Source organism: Brevibacillus ruminantium, assembly GCF_023746555.1.
GTDB classification, from domain to species: Bacteria; Bacillota; Bacilli; order Brevibacillales; family Brevibacillaceae; genus Brevibacillus; species Brevibacillus ruminantium.
This window is the reverse complement of the sequence record NZ_CP098755.1, coordinates 1,797,080-1,816,542: the sequence shown is the minus strand read 5'-3', so window position 1 is coordinate 1,816,542 and position 19,463 is coordinate 1,797,080. Positions and strand designations below refer to the sequence as shown.

Sequence of the window (19,463 nt, the reverse complement as noted above, 5' to 3'; positions counted from 1 at the left end):
CTGGTTTTGAGCCAGCGATCCCCTCAATATTCTTCTTTCTCCTCAGCTACTTTTAAAAGTGGGGTAAAAAACTCATTCGGTGTGTACGAGTGGTTAGTTTTCTCCCATCTCCTCATGAAATAATTTTCTAATTCTTTGTCTACACAAAAAATAAAACAACCTTTTTGTCCGCGCGTCATCAATGTTCTGTAGGTATTTCGAATGATTTCATCTGCAAGTCGCATGGCTTCATCCGGGCTACTCTGCAGCATTTTTTTTAAACCCTTGAGTGAACTGTCTGTCTTAGCTCTTTTTGTATAATCAGTTTGTACTTGTCCGTCTCGAAAAATCAGATCTTCCCCAATAATCACTCCAACATAATCAAATTCTAGGCCTTGACTTGTATGAATACATCCAACCTCACGTATAGAATTCTCATTAATGGCCCACGTATCAGAATTAGCCAGGTTCCAACTCATCCCAAAATCATATTCAGCTAGTTCGATATCATGGATATTCGGATTGTTTTTACCCTCTTTTTTCCAGTCCCAACAGTAGCCAGCAACTAATCGAGATCGATTATTCACTTGATTTCGCTTTTCAATTTCTCTACGCAACAAATTAGGATCTGAAAAAACACGAAACTCATAGTTACTTCCAAAATAATCGGAATTTGCTGTTTCGCGAATTTGTAATACGTCATCAATCCATGCTAAGTATCCATCTGAACCATTGCAACGAAACTGAGATTCTAACCGTACCTTTGTTACAACAGCCTCATTTGCGATGGAAAACTTCTCTATCGCGTCAATACTGCCAATATCTTTTAAGGTTACACGTTGTCGTTCATCTATGAAAAATATTGCAAGTTTTGAGGCATAAATGATTTCTTTAATTTGATTGTCGCCAAGGTTCTGAAACATTCCAGACTTTTCATTAAGACGATGCGCTTCGTCCACAATCAAGACATCAAACTCATCACACTCCGATTGAATGTAACTCCCGGATCCCTTGAAGAGATTATCAATATGACTTTTACGATAATCTTGTTTTAATTTGCTTGCGTAGATATTTCTAGGAGCAGCATTTTTCGTAGCGTACTGGCAAACTAAATTGCGTTTGGTTAATTCAACAAGTAAATTGATGGCCAGCACTGATTTTCCAGTCCCAGGTCCGCCTTCCACGATCAACACGTTTTTCTGATTCCTTCTTATTGATTCATTCGCCAATTGAAGCGCTGTTTCATAGACAATTTCTTGATCGTCAATCATTATGAACTCTTGATTGCCTTTTAACATATTTGTCAATGATTCTTGTAGCGATTTAGATGGTCGCAGTCGTCCATTTTCAATTTTATAGAGGTTTTCTTTGTTATCTCCATACTTAATATAACGTTTGATAAAAGCTCTTAATTTACCAGCATCTCCTTTTATAAATAAAGGGGCTTGGTCTATGTAAGCTTGGTACATTTTATCTGTGAGCGGATCATCTTCACCAGCATCTAAATAGTTATGTAAGTAAGCGCATGGATACAACTCAATATCATCATTTTGAATGTTTTCATTATAGTCCTTAATTAAGGCAGCATAGGACCAAGCCTGATAAGCAGGATGTGGTGTTTCAACAACTTTACGGTTCATAGCTGTTTTCACAACACCATCTTTCCCCTCCACTTTTTCAATGCTTTCCCATTGCTTCAATTCAATAATAACAACCGACCCTTGGTGGTCACGATCTGAACCAGATAATAGAAAATCTACCCTTCTAGATGTATAAGGAACTTTATACTCAATAGCTACCCCAGCATCCGCGGGTATCTCATTATCATTTAGTACCTTATACATGTACTGCATAGAATTGTTCCAGGCCCGAATCTCACTCTGATTGATACGACCAATCTTGGCTTGGTAATTCCTACTTATGTTCTGTACAAGCTTGTCATGAAAAACATCCTCAAGAAATTCGTTTTTTGTTGCTTCATAAACAATCATTTTGTTCACCTTATTTTATTAATCTCAGAATTTTCTTAGATAGATAGCCTACTTATTCCAAACATGTGGAGTGCGTAATATTGATGGAATGGAGGGGCGAGCCTAAATAGGCTACGCCCCCTGTTTTAGTGGGTTTTGAAAGTTGTAAGTAATTTCGATTGAACCGTCGTCGTGAATGTCAATACGGTTAATCATCTTGTGAATCATGTCTCGAAGAATTTCCTCGTTGTTTACATCAAGAGCCGCAAATTTCATCAGCTCAGCCTTAAACGCCGATACTCGCGATTCCGTATCGTTTTCGTTGGCAATTTCAGTTTGAAGTCGAGCAATTCGTTCTTCTAATGCTTGGCGTTCGTTATTAATTGCCCCGCAGCAAGCATTGAACAACTCCTTATCGATCTCGCCGCTTGTCCATTTCCTCGTAAGCTGAACGATTTCTTTATCTAACTTGCCGATTTCTCGTTGAACTTTTTCGAGTTCCTTAACTGCGTTATTTTTTCTCACTCCTGCTCGTTGAATGGTTACGTCAACTAGAGATTGCATGTTAAGCGAGTTATCAATCAGTTCTTTCAGGTTGTCTAGTACAACTTGTTTCAGGACGTTATGCTTGATGATGTGAGATGAACATTTTTTCGAGCCGTTTTTCTGGTATGTAGAACATACATAGGATTGACGGTCGTTCTTAAAGTTCATCCCCGCGCCGCAGTCTGCACAGTACGCGACTCTCGCAAACAACGATTTTCGACCTCTTCCCCTGAACACTCGTTTAGCCTTCTCCTTCATTTTCTCCTGTACGGCTTCAAACTGCTCGCGAGAAATGATAGGTTCATGGGTGTTAGGAACGACAATCCAATCATTCTCATCGATCATATGCCTTTTCTTGTAGCCCTTCTTTTGAAGATGGATTTTATCATTGCTGTCTACTTTCGAACGTCCTTGCACCAAGTCGCCCGTATAATGGCGATTGGTAAGAATTAGCCGAAGCGAGGAGTCGTGCCACTTGGTTCCGTTCTTTCTGGAAGGAAGAATGCCTTTATCATTCAGATAATTGGCGATTGCCTGAACGCCCATTCCTTCGTTCAGATACAAATTGAAAATCAACTGAACGGTCGGGGCGTGAACAGGATTCGGAACTAATTTGCCAGGTTTTACTTTGTCGTAACCGAAGGGAGGCGTACCGTGAAATTTTCCTTCTCGCGATTTCACGGCAATGCCCCAACTGACGTTGTATGATGTATCCTCGCTCTGTCGTTGATTGACCGCAGAAATGACGGCCAACACCATTTCGTCGTTTATTTCCCCTTCTCTCGATGAAAACAAGGTTACATTATGGCTGTGAAGGGTTCGGACGATATGCAGAGTGTCTGCCGTGTCTCTCGACAATCTCGATAAGGCTTTAATAAGAACGACATCGAACAATCCTCGTTCTGCATCCCGCAACAACCTTTTTAGGCTTTCGCGGCGGGCTGTGCTTGTCCCGGTAATGCCTTCATCTGCATAAACGTCTACAAGTTCCCAGCCTTTTTCTTTTATGTGGTTTTCAAAGTACGATACCTGACTTTCCAGACTATCCTTCTGGCTGTCGAGGCTAGTGCTAACCCTTGCATAAATAGCACATCTCATGCGCATTCTCCCCCTCTGGAAGCATGTTTTTGAGATGTGACAGTATTCGCTTGTCCATTATCGTATGACTGCTCGATCAGCGTGTCAATACGTGCTTTCAGTAATTCAAGCATTAAGGTTTGCAGATTATTGTCGCTAGAGAAATTCCGAGATACTTTCATGATTTCCCTCCGTAGGTTTTCTCGCCTTCTCTATCGCGGCAGGTGTCTAAATAATTGCGATGGACTGCTTAATTTTGATTTCCAAAAAGGGAGTGCAAAAGTATAACCCATCTAATGGCTGTAACAATCAGGAAAGAAGTTCATTTTTTCTAGATGAAATCGGGCAATTTTCCATACATAAGATTACATTTTATCCTGAGAAACCTTAAAAAAAGGTAGCCTTCGTTCTGCCGCCCTCTCAGTTAAAGTAACCGCTTCGTGGATTATTTTTCGTTAGAAAAAATGTTGTGTTTATACAACGCTTTGTTAATATTGCCGAGCCTTTTCTTATATTGAGATTGCAACCAATTCAAACCGAAGGGGCGGTGCTCGATGGAACGCTTTTACACCATTCGAGAAGTTATGGAGATTTTGCAACTTTCGTATACAACCGTTTACGGAATGTGTGCCAACGGTACTCTCTCCAGCGTCAAGGTAGGCGGTTCAATCCGCATACCGCAAGAGAGTCTAAGAAAATTCATACTGGAAAACACGAAGGGAGGTCAAAAAAATGGATGACATGGAAAAGTTCTTGGGCCGCTTATATTCTGCCGAAGATGTCGCAACCCTGTTGAACATTGAAATGGTCACATGTTACAAGTGGCTTCGAGAGGGGCGAATTAAAGCCATGAAATTGGCTAATACCCTATGGCGTGTCAGAGAAGCGGATTTAAGAGCATTTATTGAGCAGTCCATTGAGGAAGGGAGACGTTAGGCATGGAGAGATACTACACGCTATCTACAATCTCTCGGAAACTTTCAGCCTCGAATAAAACCCAATTCGTGACGGAAGACACGGTGTGGAAATGGGTTAAGCAAGGAATTCTGAAAGCCGAACGAGTGCCTGATAATGTTGTTGACTGGGGAAAATACCCTTATTGGGTTGAGGAAACCCAATTGCAAGCCGTTTTGCAAAGCATGGGGTATGACATTTCCCTGTTTTGTGATAAAGCTGATTAGCTACCAAATGCCAATAGATGCTAGGATGCCCCTGCTGGCTTTGTAGCAGGGGCAGATTATTCTGCAACTATTTGAGCAGATGGAACGATAGAGACGGTGAGAAGGATATTTTTTTATCCTTCGATGTCATAATTAAGACAAATTGTGGAGGGGTTTCAATGAAAGAAGTGCTTAACTGTAAAGAAGCCGCAAGAATAGTAGGGGTCAGCCAAAGGACAATAATACGTGCGATTGCTTCCAAACAACTTGCCGCTGAGAAAATCGGTGAAGGCAAAACATCGTCTTATATCATAAACCGCACAGCATTAGAAGGTTATATAAAACGTAGGGGGCGGAAGTAATGAAAAAATTCATTGCAAACATCGTTTACGATGGGGCACGCATGGTTGAAACCGAGTTTAAGCAATGCAGTGATGGTCGGACCGTTATCGCTAGTAGTAGTATCGTGCCGAATCTCGAAAAATATCTTACTGTACCCGAAAGCGTCAAGCGATGCTATTACCTTGATGCAAACGAAAAGCTAGTTCTATTTGAACTGTATTCGTGGGCTAAAGACGACGGGAAGTGCCAAGTAGCAATGGACTTGGTATCTTTGAAACTTGGTATCTCGGAGAGGACGGTTAGAACGTGCGTCAAGGAACTTGTGAAAAAGAAGTTTGTTCAGGTAAGCAAGCAAGGCAGGTCGAATATCTACACATTCGATGCTTTGAAGGACAACCCCTATCTTGTTCTCTCCGAGTTCGTCCATGAATTTATTCAAAATTACTACTACAAAGCAGGACTACTCCAAGACAAAGAATGGGTCAAGGCTGTAGGAGACGAGGGGGTTCGTCTTTGGAGAGAAGCAGTAGTGGATACTTTGGCGAAAGAAGCCAAGAAAGAGGAGTTCTACAAGCCGTACCTACTGAGACTGACCGATACTCCCGATGACTACGAAAATATCGCTATTAGCTTTACAAATGAACTACTTGAACTCATTAACAACGACGTAATGAAGAAGGCTTCTAAGTTAGGGCTGCTGTCTGAAGCCGTGTAGGGGAAAACATTTCCCCTTCTAAAGGGGGCAAATTTTACCGATCAAAGCGGTAAACATTTCCGCTGACGTTTTCAATAGAGGAAAACAATTCCCCTATATTTATGACCTCGGCGGAAAAAAGTTCCCCACTATTATTTACACTTATAAAGACATTAAAGACACTTAGAGAAAAGATATTATGTACATCTATAAAAACTCGCCGCCTGTAGGCGACGAGAGTTAGCTTCGCTCAGTTCTTTGAAAAAAGGTTTATAGGACTTTGTTATAGGAGGCTCCGCCGCTTGGCAACGATAACGCTCGTATAGACGGTCTTTACTTAAAGTGTTATTTTGTGTCAGGATTTCATTGTTGACAGTCTCTGTGCCACCCTCAAGGGCTTCTAAACCCCTAACAGGCGGCTGTCATAGGAGGGGTTCAGGTGTTGACTCCGCCTAGCGGATGACTGTTTTTATAAATCAACGATTGCTCGAAAATAAGGCTTTTAGTGGTAGCCTTTCGGGGAGCAAACTACAACAATTTACGGAGCAAATAAACGGACAATGCCTGTATTGCCACGAAATAAGTCACTTGATTATTTTTATAACTAAGTCACAATGCACGTAAAATATTGTTTTAATGCTCGAATTGGTTAGTGGATTGACTATTACATTTTTTATGCCGATTTCAAGTTCGTGCGATTGAAGTTTTGCATTCGTATTAAAGAAAATGTCAGACAGTACTACCTTGACCACTGTATTACCGAGAGTTGGGGGCAAGTCAACAGCCTCTAATGGAAGTGATTAAGCAACATTTTTTAGCAAGTATATTATTCGTAGAATTATTATTCTGTGTTGAAAAACTCTTGATTGCGTGATAAACTATTCGTAGAATACTATAGAGGTTCAATTATTTACTTCGTAGAACACTCCAAAATGGGGGCATGAACATGAATCAGATAGAACAGTTCCTAGATTGGTTATACGATGAAGGTAAAGACGAAAAAACCGTCAAGGCTTACAGGACAGCGGTGCGGCAATTTATTGAGTGGTACGAAGGAACCACAGGACACGCCAATTTAGGTAATGTTAAACCAATCGAGATTAAAGAGTACATATCATTCATGAAACATAATTTGAATCGGAAACAGGCAACTATCAATAAGACAACGGCCGCCCTCAAAACTTTTTTTGCCTATCTTGCGGAGCAAGGCGTAACCAAAGATAACCCAATGTCACGAATTAAGATTCAAAAAGTACAAGCGACAGAGAAACTTGGAGAAAAAAGTGTAGTCAAATGGCTGACGAAAGCCGAACAGGAGCGGTTCATAAGCTACGTAGAATTAGAAAACAACGATTTTAAGCGACTTCGCAACTTGGCTCTGATTGACTTAATGCTCTATTGCGGTTTAAGGGTGGCAGAAGTAGAGGAATTGAAGCTAGAGGATATTAAGGTAAACGGCGACATTACGATTACAGTTAGGGAAGGGAAGCAAGGGAAGTATGCCGCCGTTACCATGCTGAACAAACATTCCAAGAACCTCCGTCAGTGGTTGAAACTTCGACATGGCTTAATCGATGAAAAGTACTCAGCTTCCCCGTACCTGTTTGTATCTGAACGATCAGGGAAGTTTGGAGCAAGAGGGATACAGGTGATGCTCGATAAATATGCTGACTTGGCGAATATGAAGGACATTACTCCTCACCGTTTTCGACATAGCTTCTGTAAGAACCTGGCAAACGGCGGGGCTACGATTGAAGTCATCAGAAGATTGGCGCGACATGAGAGCATCCAAACTACAGCCATTTACATCGACCCTTCCCATGCCGAACAACTGAAAGCATTGAACAACATGTGAGATTATGCCTGTGCTTATTTAGATTAAATTTTCGAGAACAAAACATAAACGATTAGATCAATCATTATTCCTGTAAGAAAAGTGATCTCCGGTATTTTAATTCGAGAAGATATGTTTTTCTGCAACTATCAGTAAAAGCAAGTCAACTACATTACGGAGGGCGGATAGAAAGCATGGGTAAAAAAATCAAAAAACAGCTTGACCGAATTGAAACGGTGTTAAACAGTCACAGTCAAATACTTACTGAATTAGTTTCAATTCTAAAAAACGATAACATTCAACCAAGCGATTTTCATAAACATTATGATGCATCCATACTGCTTGATGGTGCTGAGATAAAGCGCGGCAAAACGAATACGACAAACTCCACCCATGAACCAACGATAAATGAGTTGAATGAAAGACTGGATAGATTAATATAGCGATAGTAATAGTGCTGCTAACCAATGTAGCACTATTTTATTTTCCAGAGGCCCCACCCAGTGCCGAATGAACATCAAATAAAGTTCTGCACAAGCGTATCCCTTGTTTACTCCGTACCAAATTTTCTGAAATGGCATGTACGCACGAACTCAGTTCGAATCATCGAAGATTTCGATCAAGACATTCCGAACCTTAACAAGCTGATCCGGTTTTATTTTTTTAAGAATCGTCAATATTTCTTTAATTGTCTGCTCCGATTCGGTTAACGATTCAAGTTGATAAGAGAAGCTGAACAACTGATGTATGCCGACCTCTAAGGCTTCGGCAATCTTAGCTATATTTTGAAGAGATATGTTTTTCTCGCCGCGCTCAATTTGACCGATGTAGGAATAGTGAAACCCCCCCTTTTCCCCTAGCGCTTCTTGCGAAAGACCTCTTGCCTTTCTTAGTTCGCGAATCCGTAAACCAACCTGTTTAGCAATTTCGTCCATTACCCCACCTCTTTAAGAAAAAGTGTAGGCAATGAATCGAACACGAGACATCAGGCGTTGAATACAGTTTTTAGTTAAAATTGTATTTTTAAATATCAAACGAAGATTGGCAACTTCCGATATATCTATAAGGTTAGTTTATATCCGAGGAGTGGTTACATTGTATGGAAGGATTCAAAAAGTCGTTGTTATCTGTTTCTGCGTTTTAATCGCCGTAGGCATAATGACTTCAATCAACAAAAGTTTCGAGACTGATAAAAACCCCATAAATGTCGCGGCGGAACAAGCTAACGTTGAAGACGATTCAATACCAGCTATTGAACCGCCGGAAGAAGTCATAAGGAAGTACTTCAATTTTATAAACCTACGCCAATATGAAAATGCTCATTCCCTTTTGTTTGATATTTCTAAAAAAACCACTTCCGTAGACGATTTAAAGCTGATATATCATAATCCAGCATCAGTCTCTGTAGAAAAAATATTTGGAACAAAAATAACTGGAAGCGTTGCTGTCGTGGGTGTTGCCGCAAAACTTACTTTTTCGGAAGCTAAAGGGGAGTTTTACATCAAATCGCCCTATGGTTTGAAAAGGGTAAAAGGCAATTGGTATATTGTACTTGATCCGATGGATAACGAAAAGGACAGAACCATCGAAAAACAAATGGAGCAGGAACAATACGATGAAATCATGAACGATAAGCAACTCAAGGAGTATTATGAATGGCTAAGTAGCCAGAACAGTAAATTTACGAAAGAAAATCCCTCTTTTGTCGCTAAAATGCAGGAAGATGCAGAAATAGTAAATCAACATGATAAACAAAACAGGCAATAACTTTCTTCCGAAACGACAAAAGACATCAAGTCCAACGGCAATCCTACTTGAGGATGAGAGGGAAACAAAAAGCCTAAGTTATGTAGCGCCGTCAGAACAGGCATATGAAGCAGGAATGAAAATTATGGCTAGATTCGACGTTGACGCTCTGAAACGATTTATGTCGTCTGGAGAAGTCATTCCGATACAGGAAGGAACCACAGTTCTCGTGCTTGAAACGAATTTCCTTAATGGGCGGGCAATGGTCAAAGTAACGTCAGGAACATCCAGCGGAGAAAAAGGCTATATGCCTCTTGACCACTTGAAATAATGACAAAAACGCTGTGCGTTTTGTGAAGTGACCCCAAAAAGTTAGACAGTTTTTATTAAGCAGTGCGCAAGGTTTGAGTTCGGTATTGCACTGGACTCAGACCTTTTAATTTTGTCTTGATTCGCTTGTTGTTATAGTAATCGATGTATTTTGCTAACTCTCGTTTAAATTGTTCCACACTTTCAAACTCTTGCGTATATAAGAATTCCGATTTTAAAGTTCCAAAGAAACTCTCCATCACAGCGTTGTCATAACAGTTTCCTTTTCGCGACATGCTCTGGGTGATGTTATTGTCTTTCAATACCTGTCGGTATTGGTTCATCTGGTAATGCCAACCTTGATCCGAGTGAATCATCAATCTGTCTGTAGCGGTTAATCGTCGACATGCTTGTTCCAACATTTTAGACACAAGAGAATATCTTGGTCTTGTATCAACGGTATAAGCGATAATTTCTCCGTTATACAAATCTAACATTGGTGATAAATAGAGCTTTTCACCAAATAACTTAAACTCAGTTATATCTGTTACCCACTTCTCGTTTGGCTTTTCTGCATGGAAATCTCGGTTCAATAGATTCGGTGCTGTCTTGCCAACTTTCCCTTTATACGAGCGATATTTTTTCATCCGAACTATGCTTTTTAAACCTAACTTGTTCATTAATCTCTGAACTTTTTTATGATTTACCAGATACCCCAGAATCCTCAGTTCATGCGTAATACGGCGGTACCCGTAGCGCCCTTTATGTTCATGGTAAATGACCTGAATCACTGCTTTTAATTCAGCATGTTTATCTGGACGATTGTTCATTTTCACATAGTAATAGTAGGTACTGCGTGGAATGCCAGCGAATTTCAGTAAAGCTTTTACAGGGAATTCTGTCCTTAGCTCAAATACTACTTGCGCTTTGTCTTGCTTTGTAATTTTTCCTTGCTTTGAACTAAGGCATTCAACTTTTTTAGGTAAGCATTCTCCATGCGTAAACGCTCTACTTCTTCCCGTAATGCCTCGACTGAGCCCTCAACAGGTATCCCCTTTTTAGTTTCTTTTTTCATGGTTGGACGCCCCTTTTTCTTCGATTGTAGGGCGTCTATTCCGAGTGAATGAAATTGTATTCTCCATTTCCGGATTAAAGCAGGAGAGGTGATTTGGAAAATGGCAGCAGTTTCATTCGGAGACGTCCCAAAATGATTCATATAATTGAGTACGTCTAGTTTAAATTGGGCGGAGTAGCTTGTATAGGATTTTCTAAATGCTTCTACACCATTGTGCTCGTATTGCTTCACCCAATTTCGAACGACGCTTTCTGTTGTACCCAGGGTCGTAGCAATCGATTCATAACTCTCTGTACCATCTAAATAGCGTAGAGCCGCCGACAATTTATCGTCAGCTGTAAATTTGGCCATAGAAAAACTGCACCTCCAAATGTTAGATATGTCTAACAAATGGGGTGCAGTTCATTTGCCGTAGCAGCGTTTTTTTGTGCCTTTTTATTTTTGATGGCAATTTATTTATTGGCAATTGCTGTCCAAATAGCTAACTTACTCTATTCCTTCCCAAGTACCTTCCTCGCCGCGGCATGGGCGGCTTTATAGTATGCAAATTTTCTCCTAGCCCCAATGTATTTCACGCTAAAGGCAGTGTTCTTATAAGTAGAAGTTAATTTTTGAAGTAGATTGATAATTTCATCGATTAACTCTGTGTACACGGATTTGGATAATAAGGTTTTGGAAAGCAAACGTTTTATTATGTCGCAGTCGGAATAAATTATAGCCCTTTCCAAGTTATCTACAGCAAAAGTATTGGATTCGAGAAGTTCTGACAGGCTCTTAATACTAAACTCAATTGCCAACAATTCACCGAATAAAGGATCAGAAGCGGCTACCTGTTTTAGTTCGGAAACAGCGATATGCTTGCTCATACCTACGACAATCACGCCCAAACCAATCGAGTTATTTGAAGCATCGCATGAAGCATCGCAAAAAACAGTAATTTGCGATTTATTGTTTCTATAACTGTTCATTCGGCGATTTTCAGCCCCACTCTTATCATACTTTGAAATATTTTATTTGATCGATAGTACCATTCGTAAACTGTTACAGGATAATGCCTGTTCTTTTTTTTCTACGACTGACCAATTAACTAACAAGGATTTCCAAGACCTCTGTCGAAGTTAGTCATTAGCCTATTTGACGGAGGTCTTCTCATGCCTTTACCCAAGAATCGTGTCATTCCTGAAAAGAAAATATACTTTCGGCCAGAGATACAGCATTGCCCGCACTGTGGCACGAAACTCAGGCGACATCATACCGCATGGAAAAAGAATGTCATCACACTTGCCGGTGTTATCCAAGCTTGGAGTATGGCTTATGCTTGCAGCAACGCAGATTGCTCATACCCCAGAACCTATTACAAATCCGCTGAAGCTGAGCTTCTCAGCATGAAACACACTTCCTACGGTTTTGACGTGCTAGCGTTGGTTGGTCAGCTTCGGTTTAAGCAACATATGACAATCGGCGAAATTACGGAAACGTTGAATCAGCGCGGGGTAACCACGTCAGAACGCAATTCTCAGCGGTTGTACGAACGTTATCTTACCTTGCTCCGCGCTAGCGTGACGGATCACGTCAAGCAAGCACTCAAGCAAGTTGTTCAGGACCGTGGCGGTATCATGATTTCCATGGACGGTGTTCAGCCCGAGAAAGGCAATGAGACGCTCTATGTCATACGAGAAGTATTCAGCGGAACGATCCTGTCTGCACAAAATCTAAAGAGTAGCTCCGCAGAAGAACTTAAGAAACTCATCCTGCCTGTTATCGAACTGGGATTTCCCATCATCGGGATCGTTACGGATGGTCAACAATCCATCCGAATGGCCATGGAATCGTTACTGCCGGACGTGCCGTACCAATACTGCCAATACCACTATCTAAAGGACATTGCAAAGCCTGTTGTCGATTTAGACCGCAAGCTCAAGACAGGAATCAAGAAGAGCCTCCGTGGTATTCGCGAAGTCGAGAAGCGAATCGAAAACGATGCCTCTACAGAAGCAGAGGTGGCAAAAGATTACGTGGCGGCCATTCGTTCTGTGCTCCTCGAAGACGGCAATCCCCCACTCGATCTACCGGGCATACGTGTTTATGAAAATGCTAGAGCCATTCAGGCTTCCCTCGAACGATGCCTGAGTAAAAAAGGGGCCCTCTCTGCTCAAAAACCTAATCAGAATTTTCGATAAATTGGATGATTTTGAAGAGCAATATGCTACCGTGATGCGCTGGTCCAAACCGATTCACCACGTTGCCGGGATCTTGAATCCAAGCATAGATAAACGAAGTGAAACGGTTCGATTTCATATGCAGCATCTGTTAGATTGGGTTGAACAGACGTACACCAGCAAAGACGACTTGCCAATGGTTGCAAATCTGAAAAGCTACTCCCGAGGGTTTTGGAAAGGCCTGTTTACGTGTTACGACCATCCGCATGTCCCACGAACGAACAACGACCATGAGCGTTTCTTCCGCCAGACGAAGACCCGGCATCGACGGATGACGGGTCTGAGAAGTTGGAACGAATATATCCTCCGAAGTGGTGAAATGGTCGTATTTGTCGATGACGCACTTCACCAGAGTAATGTGTTAAGTAGACTTCAGTCTGTAAACTACCTTGATTTTAAAAATGAACGCCTGCGTTGGTCTGCTCGTTTGAGTGAAGCTACCAAACGCAGACGATTCCGAACGAATCCAAGTGTGTACCTGGAACAGGCCGAAAATGCTTACTGTATGTTAATTGGTCAGTCGTAGTTTTTTTTTGCGCCTTTTTAATATTGCTTGGACTGGAGTATGAAATTCGATATTTTTTCCAATGTACCCTCAAAATCATTCTTCACTTCATGCTCCCAAATTCGTAAAATCTTCCACCCTTTATTCGAATAATATTCTTTTACTTCAATATCCCTATCCATGTTCCTCTTCAGCTTTTTTTCCCAATACCCAACATTTGTAGTCGGCATATTCCCATGAATTGGACACGAATGCCAAAAACATGAATCAAGAAAAATAACAATTTTGTGCTTCTGGATTGCTATATCAGGATTACCCATTAGTTTTCTGACGTTTTTTCTAAATCTGAACCCTCTTCTCCATAATTCCTTTGTGACTTTGTTCTCCAACGCTGACCCCGTTGAACGTATAGCCTTCATATTTTTTGAGCGTTGCTCTTTTGTAAACATGTCAGTCATATACTCACCCCCAACAAAATTGTTTCTGTACGAAAATATCACCTCATAAGCTGATTATGGACGACAGAACTTCGTTTACTATTAGAACCAGCGGACGATACTGGAATTGATTGGGAGGTGTACGCTATGTCTGAAATTGTACCGAATGAAAGTGCATTGTTGCAAGGACTGCTCAGTAAGGTTTTACTTTACCGATTCACCCGCAACTTAGACAAAGAACTGAATGAACGTAAGATCAGTCACTCGCAATTAAGCGGCAGTACAGGGCGAAGCGGCAATTGGTTCAATCGAACATTCAACGAACTGGAAGACATGAGAATATCTACGTTTATAAAGTCGATATCCGCCATAAATAAGATTATTAGCGGAAACGAAAAATTCAAACCCGTCGAAGTCCGTGCTGTCCTCGATGAAGAATTATTCAAAGTCGCTTCTGTGTCTATAGATTTGTCCATAAACAACGACGTTGGGCATTTACTGCAAAATGACCCAGATATACGCAAGTTCTTTGTCGATATAAAATTCTACGTTGATGCTCTGAAAACACTTCACGATGTTATATCGGACGAAGAAATTCAAGCCTACGAAGGAATAATGAATCGAATAAAAGCCGAAGGGAATTGATAAAATGGCAGAACGCAAAATTTGGTTTATCACACGTCCTGAACGTGACCCTAAATTCCATCGTGACGCACTTCTCGCTTTATGGGATGCAACGAATGGTTTTACCGTTCAATGGTCGGGCAATCGTCAAGCCCACCTTAACTACGAACGCGCATTGAATGCCCGTGGAGTAAAACGCGAAAACATCAGTAATGATGGTTCGGGCGGGCGGACCTGGGCGGCTATGTTAAAAACATTTGCTTACGTCTATACGGATGAAGAAGGGTTCTTGGTACTGACCAAAGCTGGCAAGAAGATTCTTGAAGGTGAACGGGTTCGGGATAACGTAACAAAACAAATCCTGACCCTTCAAATCCCAAATGCTTACTTTCTTGAATCGGGTTTCCGACCGCAATTTGAATCGACTTTCCGAATTCGTCCAGCACGGTTCCTTATCAAACTGACAAATCAAGCCCGACTAAACTACTACGTGACCAAAGAAGAAATCACCTATTTCGTTTTAACGGCACAGAACGACAACCAGTTGGCTCCCGTAACGGATAAGATTCTTACCTTTAGAAGCGCAAGCCCAGCGGACAAAGCGCAAATGAAGCGAGAAATCGCTGAAAACTTCGACCATCGCGAACGTTCAGATAAAGGCGCAAGAGATTTTGAGATCGCGCATGGTGACGTGGCACATACGTTCATGTTGATTTGCGACTACACCGGTCTTGTCGAATACATTCGTGGTGAAGCCCTTCGTGTTGACCCATCTAACTCGAAGAAGGTTTCCGAAGAAATCGAAATGTACGATTACCGATATCCGTTCAACTCTCGTTACCTTATTTCGCTTCAACGCATGGCGGAAAATAACGGTTTGGATATCGAAAGCTACAAGGCAAGCAGTTACGGAGACGTTAAACCTGCAACGAACAAATCGAAGACCGCGAATAAGATTCGTGAATTACTATCAGATTATCCCGATTTGGACGAGTTGACTCACGACGACTTGAAAGAAATTCTTATGAACGAATTTCCGCCGAAGGAAGCCGAAAAACACGCCCACGACCTTAAACAAATCACGCATCAAGCACTCAATAATGACTTTGTTGAAGGATATCTGAATGAGCAAGATAATCTTGTGTTTGAAGATAAAACGGGCGAAGTCTTCAAGGCAATCGGATTCGAAGTTGAAATGCGTCCCAAATCGCTTGCAAACGTTGAAACTGAAATCGAGATATTGCTTAAATACGAAGGTTCGCTTATGGGGATTATTGACGCGAAGAATTACCGCACAAAATTTCCTTTGTCGGCGCATTTGGCTTCACATATGGCATCCGAATATCTCCCGAACTATGACGGCTATGATGGACGCCAAGTTTCTTTCTTCGGATACGTTACCGCGGCGGATTGGAGTGGTGAAAAAAACCTTGAGAAAATCAGCACCCTTACCAAACGGGCCATTCCCGACCGAGATATCAAAGGAATTATGCTAAGTGCAAATGTTTTACTTGGCTTCTTGGACTACTGTATTGATAACGATTTGCCAAAGCATGAACGGGTTCAGTTATTTTTGAACGCAATACAAAACCGTGGATATTCAACTGTCGGTGAATTTTTACGCGTAGCAACCAATCAAGTGGAAAGGAATTAAGCATAGTGATTATTGAATTAACTACACAGGAGCTAGATAGGTGTATTGAGTTTTCTTATAAGTGTGCGAAGAATCAACAGGAAATTGAATTCGGACAATCAGACACAATTCCTCGTAGCCATATCGAGATTGGTCGTGACAATTTGATAGGAAAGATCGCAGAAGTAGCATTCTCAAAGATGATGGATAAATATTTTGGCATTATGATTGCACTTGATTTCGAATATTACCCTCGCGGCGTATGGGATAAACAGGATGCAATTATCAACGGATGGAGAATTGATGTTAAAGGAACTCGACAAGGCGGCCGATGGATGCTTATTGAATGGAGTAAGTTAAATTTCCGCCAAAAGGAAGGAATTCTTTCTCATTTATACGTTATGTCTTCTGTCAACTGGGACAGGGTGAAAGATTTACCAACCGGCAAAGTTGATATAGTCGGTTGCGCGTCACTTGATAGGCTCGTACATGGTGTTAAAAATACTTTAATTTTGCGAAAGGGTAGTTGTATTCCAAAGACTAATACTAGATTGCAAGCTGATAATTTCGGAATTCATTTTGACAATCTAGAACATGATTGGAACAAAGTTATACATTGGATAACAAATAACCCGCCATTTGATACTTCAGGATATCCAAATCCTTATAATGTGTTTTAGTAATAAAAGGGGCGACTTGTGAATAAGTCACCCCTTTGTTTTATACAGAAATCAATTCGAGTTCGGGTTCGAATACAAATTCATTTGCATTCCATTTTGCTTCAATACTGTCATATTCGATTCCTGCGAAAGTTTTCAGTATAGCTTCAATAATGATTCTTGCACCTTCTGGCGGAACGGCCATTCCTATTTGTTGTCTGACTTTTTCCTTACCGCCGAGAAAAACAAAATTATCTGGGAAGGTTTGTATTCGCGCACGTTCCCTGTTTGTCAACGCACGAGGTTCACTCCAATGGTACATATGTGTACCGCCGCCGCCGCTGCCTGTCACGGTATAAGACGGTTGGTCGGGGTGTAAACGACGATATATTTGGCTCATTTTTGCACCCTTGACGTTTAATCTCAAATGTTCAGGAATTTCTTCGAACCACGCATTTTGACCAGGAGGAATATGATTCAGGAATTCAATCACTTTAGAAGTATGTCGAGTAAGTTCATTATTCGGTGCATCAGCAGGAATAGGTGGATCAGTTAGGGCTTGTTTTGCAGTTTTATAAGGTAATCTGCCTTCACCGTGTGTTGGTGCAGGCACTCTGAACTCTTTGTTTATATCATCTCTGATACCGACAATAATTATTCTGTGTCTGGTTTGAGGAATGCCATAATCTTGGAATTTGTATAAATGTGGTGTTATTTTGTAGCCTGATTCCATTAAGTCTCTCATTATCATATTGAATGCCTGTCCCTCATTTGCACTTTGAAGGCCAGACACATTTTCAGCTACAAACCATTTGGGTTGAAATTTCCTTAGAACTTTGACTCCATAAGTATATAATGGGCCATAATTGCCATCCAATCCTTTTTTCTCTCCGACAATGCTATAATCATTGCATGGAAAACCAAAAGTAAACGCGTCAATTTCTCCAAGTGATTCAATATCTAGTTCACGAACATCCTTATTGATAACTGAGTTAGGGCGGTCAGGACAAATATTATGAATAAATGTACGACATGCCGATTCATCTATGTCGTTAGCCCATTCGTGCTCAACTCTGTATTCAACGCCGTTTTTATCAACAACCCTAACCATCTTTGCTCCTAATGCAAGACCGCCGGGGCCGTTAAAGAACTCACCTTTTCTGAAAATCATTACACTCACCCCGTTAAAAAATATAAATCCATTATACTGCATTTCAACTGAAAAAGCAGCAGTAGGCAGGTCTTATTTTGTCGATATTAAGAAAATACGTTCGCATCAATTGCTCGAATATCCTGACAAGTTAAGAGGCGATTGGGTTACAGATTGTTCGCGCTGTTCGAAAGCTGCGTATTTAAGCGAATACTGCCACATCGAAAGCTGTCTATTTTACGCACCCCACACAGATTGCATGTACACACACTACAGCTCTGAATATTTTTTATTCGCGCCTTTACATTTTTCTACAGGGTAACGCTGATTATTTTTTTCAATTTTTTTTATGAGTTCTTGCGTAATGTCGATGTTAAACATTTGAGCAAACCTTAGGACAAAAAACAATACATCAGCCAATTCCTCAGAGATTTCCTCTCTTTTATGGCCGTCTACAAAATAACCTTCCATTTCCTCTTTGGATTTAAAGCGAAAATGCTCGAGTAGCTCAGATGATTCCGTAATAATTCCGATCGCTAGATCTTTCGCATTGTGAAATTGATCCCAATCTCTATCCTCACAAAACTTTTGAACTCGTAATTTAAGGTCGCTTATCGTTGTACGTTCGTCCATAATCTTCTCCTATTCAACCGTTAATGGGTCTTCTGATGCTCGTAACAATACACTTTCCCTTGAAATCTTGACTGATTTGCCAAACAAAACTTGGCGATTTTTTCAGTGACTGTTTTCCCGCAGTCTACGCATGTATGTTCAGTAACTGCATGGTTTTTATCCGTGAGCTTACCACCACTTTTAAGCCCTTCAACATGAGAAGCCCTAGCTTTTGAATCTGTAATATTTTCACGCTTTAATAATTCATACATGCTCTCTATTTGTTCCGCGGTAAACCTATGTTCTTTGTTCAATTCCCTTAAGCGGTTGATTTTCCGTTGAATAAATTCTGTTAGCTCAATATCGTATACGATTAAATCATTTGAGCCAATTTTCCTAAGCTCTGGATCAACACTGAATGTGCAGCGTCTGGTAAATGACACGAGTGAAACAAAATGCTCTTTCTCTACCTGGATAATGCTTCGGATAGATTCGATATGACCATAATTTTGATAAAAGGGATTTAACATTTTAAATCGCTTATTTACCGTCCAATGCTTATCCTCTCTTCCACCCTTAATTTCGCCCGAATAGTTTTTCGTCTCGATGATGAAAATAGCGTACGGGGTAACGAGGATATGATCAATTTGTGAATACCCTGACTTAGCTTTTGGATTGGGGAGAAGTAAGTCCGATAAATGCCTATACTCCTTTGGCATTTGGTCTAACTGAATCGTAACCTTATACTCTCCTAGCTCTCCTTTTCGTATTGATTTTTGGTTATCCATCTTCTTACTTGGCGTCTTTTCGATTGCATGTTGCTCTATCGGTTTTTTAGTATTTTTAAAGATATTAAATATTTTAGATAGCATGGCATAATCCTTTCCAATTA

The 19,463-nt window shown here is 40.8% G+C and carries 23 protein-coding genes; 14 read left to right on the top strand and 9 right to left on the bottom strand.

The genetic code is table 11. The features are described from left to right. Positions 1–23: 23 nt before the first annotated feature. Both NDK47_RS08845 and NDK47_RS08840 read right to left on the bottom strand, forming a co-directional pair. On the bottom strand, positions 24–1,970 hold the full coding sequence (locus NDK47_RS08845) for a DUF2075 domain-containing protein (protein ID WP_251874460.1): 1,947 nt from the start codon (positions 1,968–1,970) through the stop codon (positions 24–26). A 111-nt stretch (positions 1,971–2,081) separates the two neighbouring features. Next, a complete protein-coding gene (locus tag NDK47_RS08840) occupies positions 2,082–3,593 on the bottom strand; it encodes a recombinase family protein (RefSeq protein WP_251874459.1) in 1,512 nt (503 codons plus the stop codon). Positions 3,594–4,126: 533 nt separating this feature from the next. On the opposite strand from NDK47_RS08840, the gene NDK47_RS27805 reads away from it, so the two are divergent. From NDK47_RS27805 to NDK47_RS08810, 7 genes are all read left to right on the top strand, one after another. Then, a complete protein-coding gene (locus NDK47_RS27805; RefSeq protein WP_407653396.1) occupies positions 4,127–4,312 on the top strand; it encodes a helix-turn-helix domain-containing protein in 186 nt (61 codons plus the stop codon). Next, positions 4,305–4,508 carry a helix-turn-helix domain-containing protein gene (locus tag NDK47_RS08835; protein WP_251874458.1) on the top strand — a complete coding sequence of 68 codons (204 nt, stop codon included), beginning with the start codon at positions 4,305–4,307 and terminating at the stop codon, positions 4,506–4,508. Before NDK47_RS27805 ends, NDK47_RS08835 begins: the two co-directional genes overlap by 8 nt. A 2-nt stretch (positions 4,509–4,510) precedes the next feature. Beyond that, positions 4,511–4,753, top strand: coding sequence for a hypothetical protein (locus tag NDK47_RS08830; RefSeq protein WP_251874457.1), 243 nt, complete (start codon positions 4,511–4,513; stop codon positions 4,751–4,753). Between the two features lie 158 nt (positions 4,754–4,911). Further along, positions 4,912–5,094, top strand: coding sequence for a helix-turn-helix domain-containing protein (locus tag NDK47_RS08825; protein ID WP_251874456.1), 183 nt, complete (start codon positions 4,912–4,914; stop codon positions 5,092–5,094). Next, positions 5,094–5,789, top strand: coding sequence for a BlaI/MecI/CopY family transcriptional regulator (locus NDK47_RS08820; RefSeq protein WP_251874455.1), 696 nt, complete (start codon positions 5,094–5,096; stop codon positions 5,787–5,789). The genes NDK47_RS08825 and NDK47_RS08820 overlap by 1 nt, the downstream gene beginning before the upstream one ends. Before the next feature lie 925 nt (positions 5,790–6,714). Further along, positions 6,715–7,623, top strand: a complete 909-nt coding sequence (locus tag NDK47_RS08815) for a tyrosine-type recombinase/integrase (RefSeq protein ID WP_251874454.1) — start codon at positions 6,715–6,717, stop codon at positions 7,621–7,623. A gap of 173 nt (positions 7,624–7,796) precedes the next feature. Then, on the top strand, positions 7,797–8,045 hold the full coding sequence (locus tag NDK47_RS08810) for a hypothetical protein (protein ID WP_251874453.1): 249 nt from the start codon (positions 7,797–7,799) through the stop codon (positions 8,043–8,045). A gap of 150 nt (positions 8,046–8,195) precedes the next feature. Here NDK47_RS08810 and NDK47_RS08805 read toward each other — a convergent pair whose 3' ends face one another. Beyond that, on the bottom strand, positions 8,196–8,537 hold the full coding sequence (locus tag NDK47_RS08805) for a helix-turn-helix domain-containing protein (protein ID WP_251874452.1): 342 nt from the start codon (positions 8,535–8,537) through the stop codon (positions 8,196–8,198). A gap of 160 nt (positions 8,538–8,697) precedes the next feature. Between NDK47_RS08805 and NDK47_RS08800 the strand changes: the two genes are divergently transcribed. Continuing rightward, positions 8,698–9,369, top strand: a complete 672-nt coding sequence (locus tag NDK47_RS08800; protein WP_251874451.1) for a hypothetical protein — start codon at positions 8,698–8,700, stop codon at positions 9,367–9,369. Next, entirely contained in the window at positions 9,347–9,679 is a 333-nt protein-coding gene (locus tag NDK47_RS08795) for a hypothetical protein (RefSeq protein WP_251874450.1), read from the top strand. Before NDK47_RS08800 ends, NDK47_RS08795 begins: the two co-directional genes overlap by 23 nt. A gap of 55 nt (positions 9,680–9,734) precedes the next feature. Here the strand turns inward: NDK47_RS08795 and NDK47_RS08790 are convergent. Both NDK47_RS08790 and NDK47_RS08785 read right to left on the bottom strand, forming a co-directional pair. Beyond that, positions 9,735–11,083 (bottom strand): IS3 family transposase gene (locus tag NDK47_RS08790; RefSeq protein ID WP_251870391.1). Its coding sequence is split into 2 segments (ribosomal slippage): positions 9,735–10,639 and positions 10,639–11,083, totalling 1,350 coding nucleotides; the frame shifts between segments, so codons are not numbered across the junction. 140 nt (positions 11,084–11,223) lie between these two features. Beyond that, a complete protein-coding gene (locus NDK47_RS08785) occupies positions 11,224–11,700 on the bottom strand; it encodes a ribonuclease H family protein (RefSeq protein WP_251874449.1) in 477 nt (158 codons plus the stop codon). Between the two features lie 417 nt (positions 11,701–12,117). On the opposite strand from NDK47_RS08785, the gene NDK47_RS08780 reads away from it, so the two are divergent. Both NDK47_RS08780 and NDK47_RS08775 read left to right on the top strand, forming a co-directional pair. Next, the gene (locus NDK47_RS08780) at positions 12,118–12,912 is read left to right on the top strand and encodes a transposase (RefSeq protein ID WP_251873633.1); all 795 of its coding nucleotides are present in this window, start codon (positions 12,118–12,120) and stop codon (positions 12,910–12,912) included. 1 nt (position 12,913) lies between these two features. After that, entirely contained in the window at positions 12,914–13,477 is a 564-nt protein-coding gene (locus NDK47_RS08775) for a transposase (protein ID WP_171506468.1), read from the top strand. A gap of 17 nt (positions 13,478–13,494) precedes the next feature. Here the strand turns inward: NDK47_RS08775 and NDK47_RS08770 are convergent, their stop codons facing one another. Then, entirely contained in the window at positions 13,495–13,914 is a 420-nt protein-coding gene (locus NDK47_RS08770; protein WP_251874448.1) for a very short patch repair endonuclease, read from the bottom strand. 126 nt (positions 13,915–14,040) lie between these two features. Here NDK47_RS08770 and NDK47_RS08765 point away from each other — a divergent pair, with 126 nt between their 5' ends. From NDK47_RS08765 to NDK47_RS08755, 3 genes are read left to right on the top strand one after another with little or no spacing between them, the layout of a single operon-like run. Further along, positions 14,041–14,538 (top strand): hypothetical protein, encoded by a 498-nt coding sequence (locus NDK47_RS08765; protein WP_251874447.1) that lies wholly within the window; start codon positions 14,041–14,043, stop codon positions 14,536–14,538. 4 nt (positions 14,539–14,542) lie between these two features. Next, positions 14,543–16,171, top strand: coding sequence for an AlwI family type II restriction endonuclease (locus NDK47_RS08760; RefSeq protein ID WP_251874446.1), 1,629 nt, complete (start codon positions 14,543–14,545; stop codon positions 16,169–16,171). A 5-nt stretch (positions 16,172–16,176) separates the two neighbouring features. Beyond that, positions 16,177–16,830 carry a hypothetical protein gene (locus tag NDK47_RS08755; protein WP_251874445.1) on the top strand — a complete coding sequence of 218 codons (654 nt, stop codon included), beginning with the start codon at positions 16,177–16,179 and terminating at the stop codon, positions 16,828–16,830. A 40-nt stretch (positions 16,831–16,870) separates the two neighbouring features. Here NDK47_RS08755 and NDK47_RS08750 read toward each other — a convergent pair whose 3' ends face one another. The 3 genes from NDK47_RS08750 to NDK47_RS08740 all read right to left on the bottom strand — a co-directional run bounded on the left by NDK47_RS08750 (position 16,871) and on the right by NDK47_RS08740 (position 19,443). Beyond that, the gene (locus NDK47_RS08750; protein WP_251874444.1) at positions 16,871–17,980 is read right to left on the bottom strand and encodes a DNA cytosine methyltransferase; all 1,110 of its coding nucleotides are present in this window, start codon (positions 17,978–17,980) and stop codon (positions 16,871–16,873) included. A 249-nt stretch (positions 17,981–18,229) separates the two neighbouring features. Then, positions 18,230–18,592: a nucleotide pyrophosphohydrolase gene (locus NDK47_RS08745; protein ID WP_251874443.1), complete on the bottom strand. Its 363-nt coding sequence runs from the start codon at positions 18,590–18,592 to the stop codon at positions 18,230–18,232. A 20-nt stretch (positions 18,593–18,612) separates the two neighbouring features. Continuing rightward, the gene (locus NDK47_RS08740; protein ID WP_251874442.1) at positions 18,613–19,443 is read right to left on the bottom strand and encodes a nuclease-related domain-containing protein; all 831 of its coding nucleotides are present in this window, start codon (positions 19,441–19,443) and stop codon (positions 18,613–18,615) included. Positions 19,444–19,463: the final 20 nt, after the last annotated feature.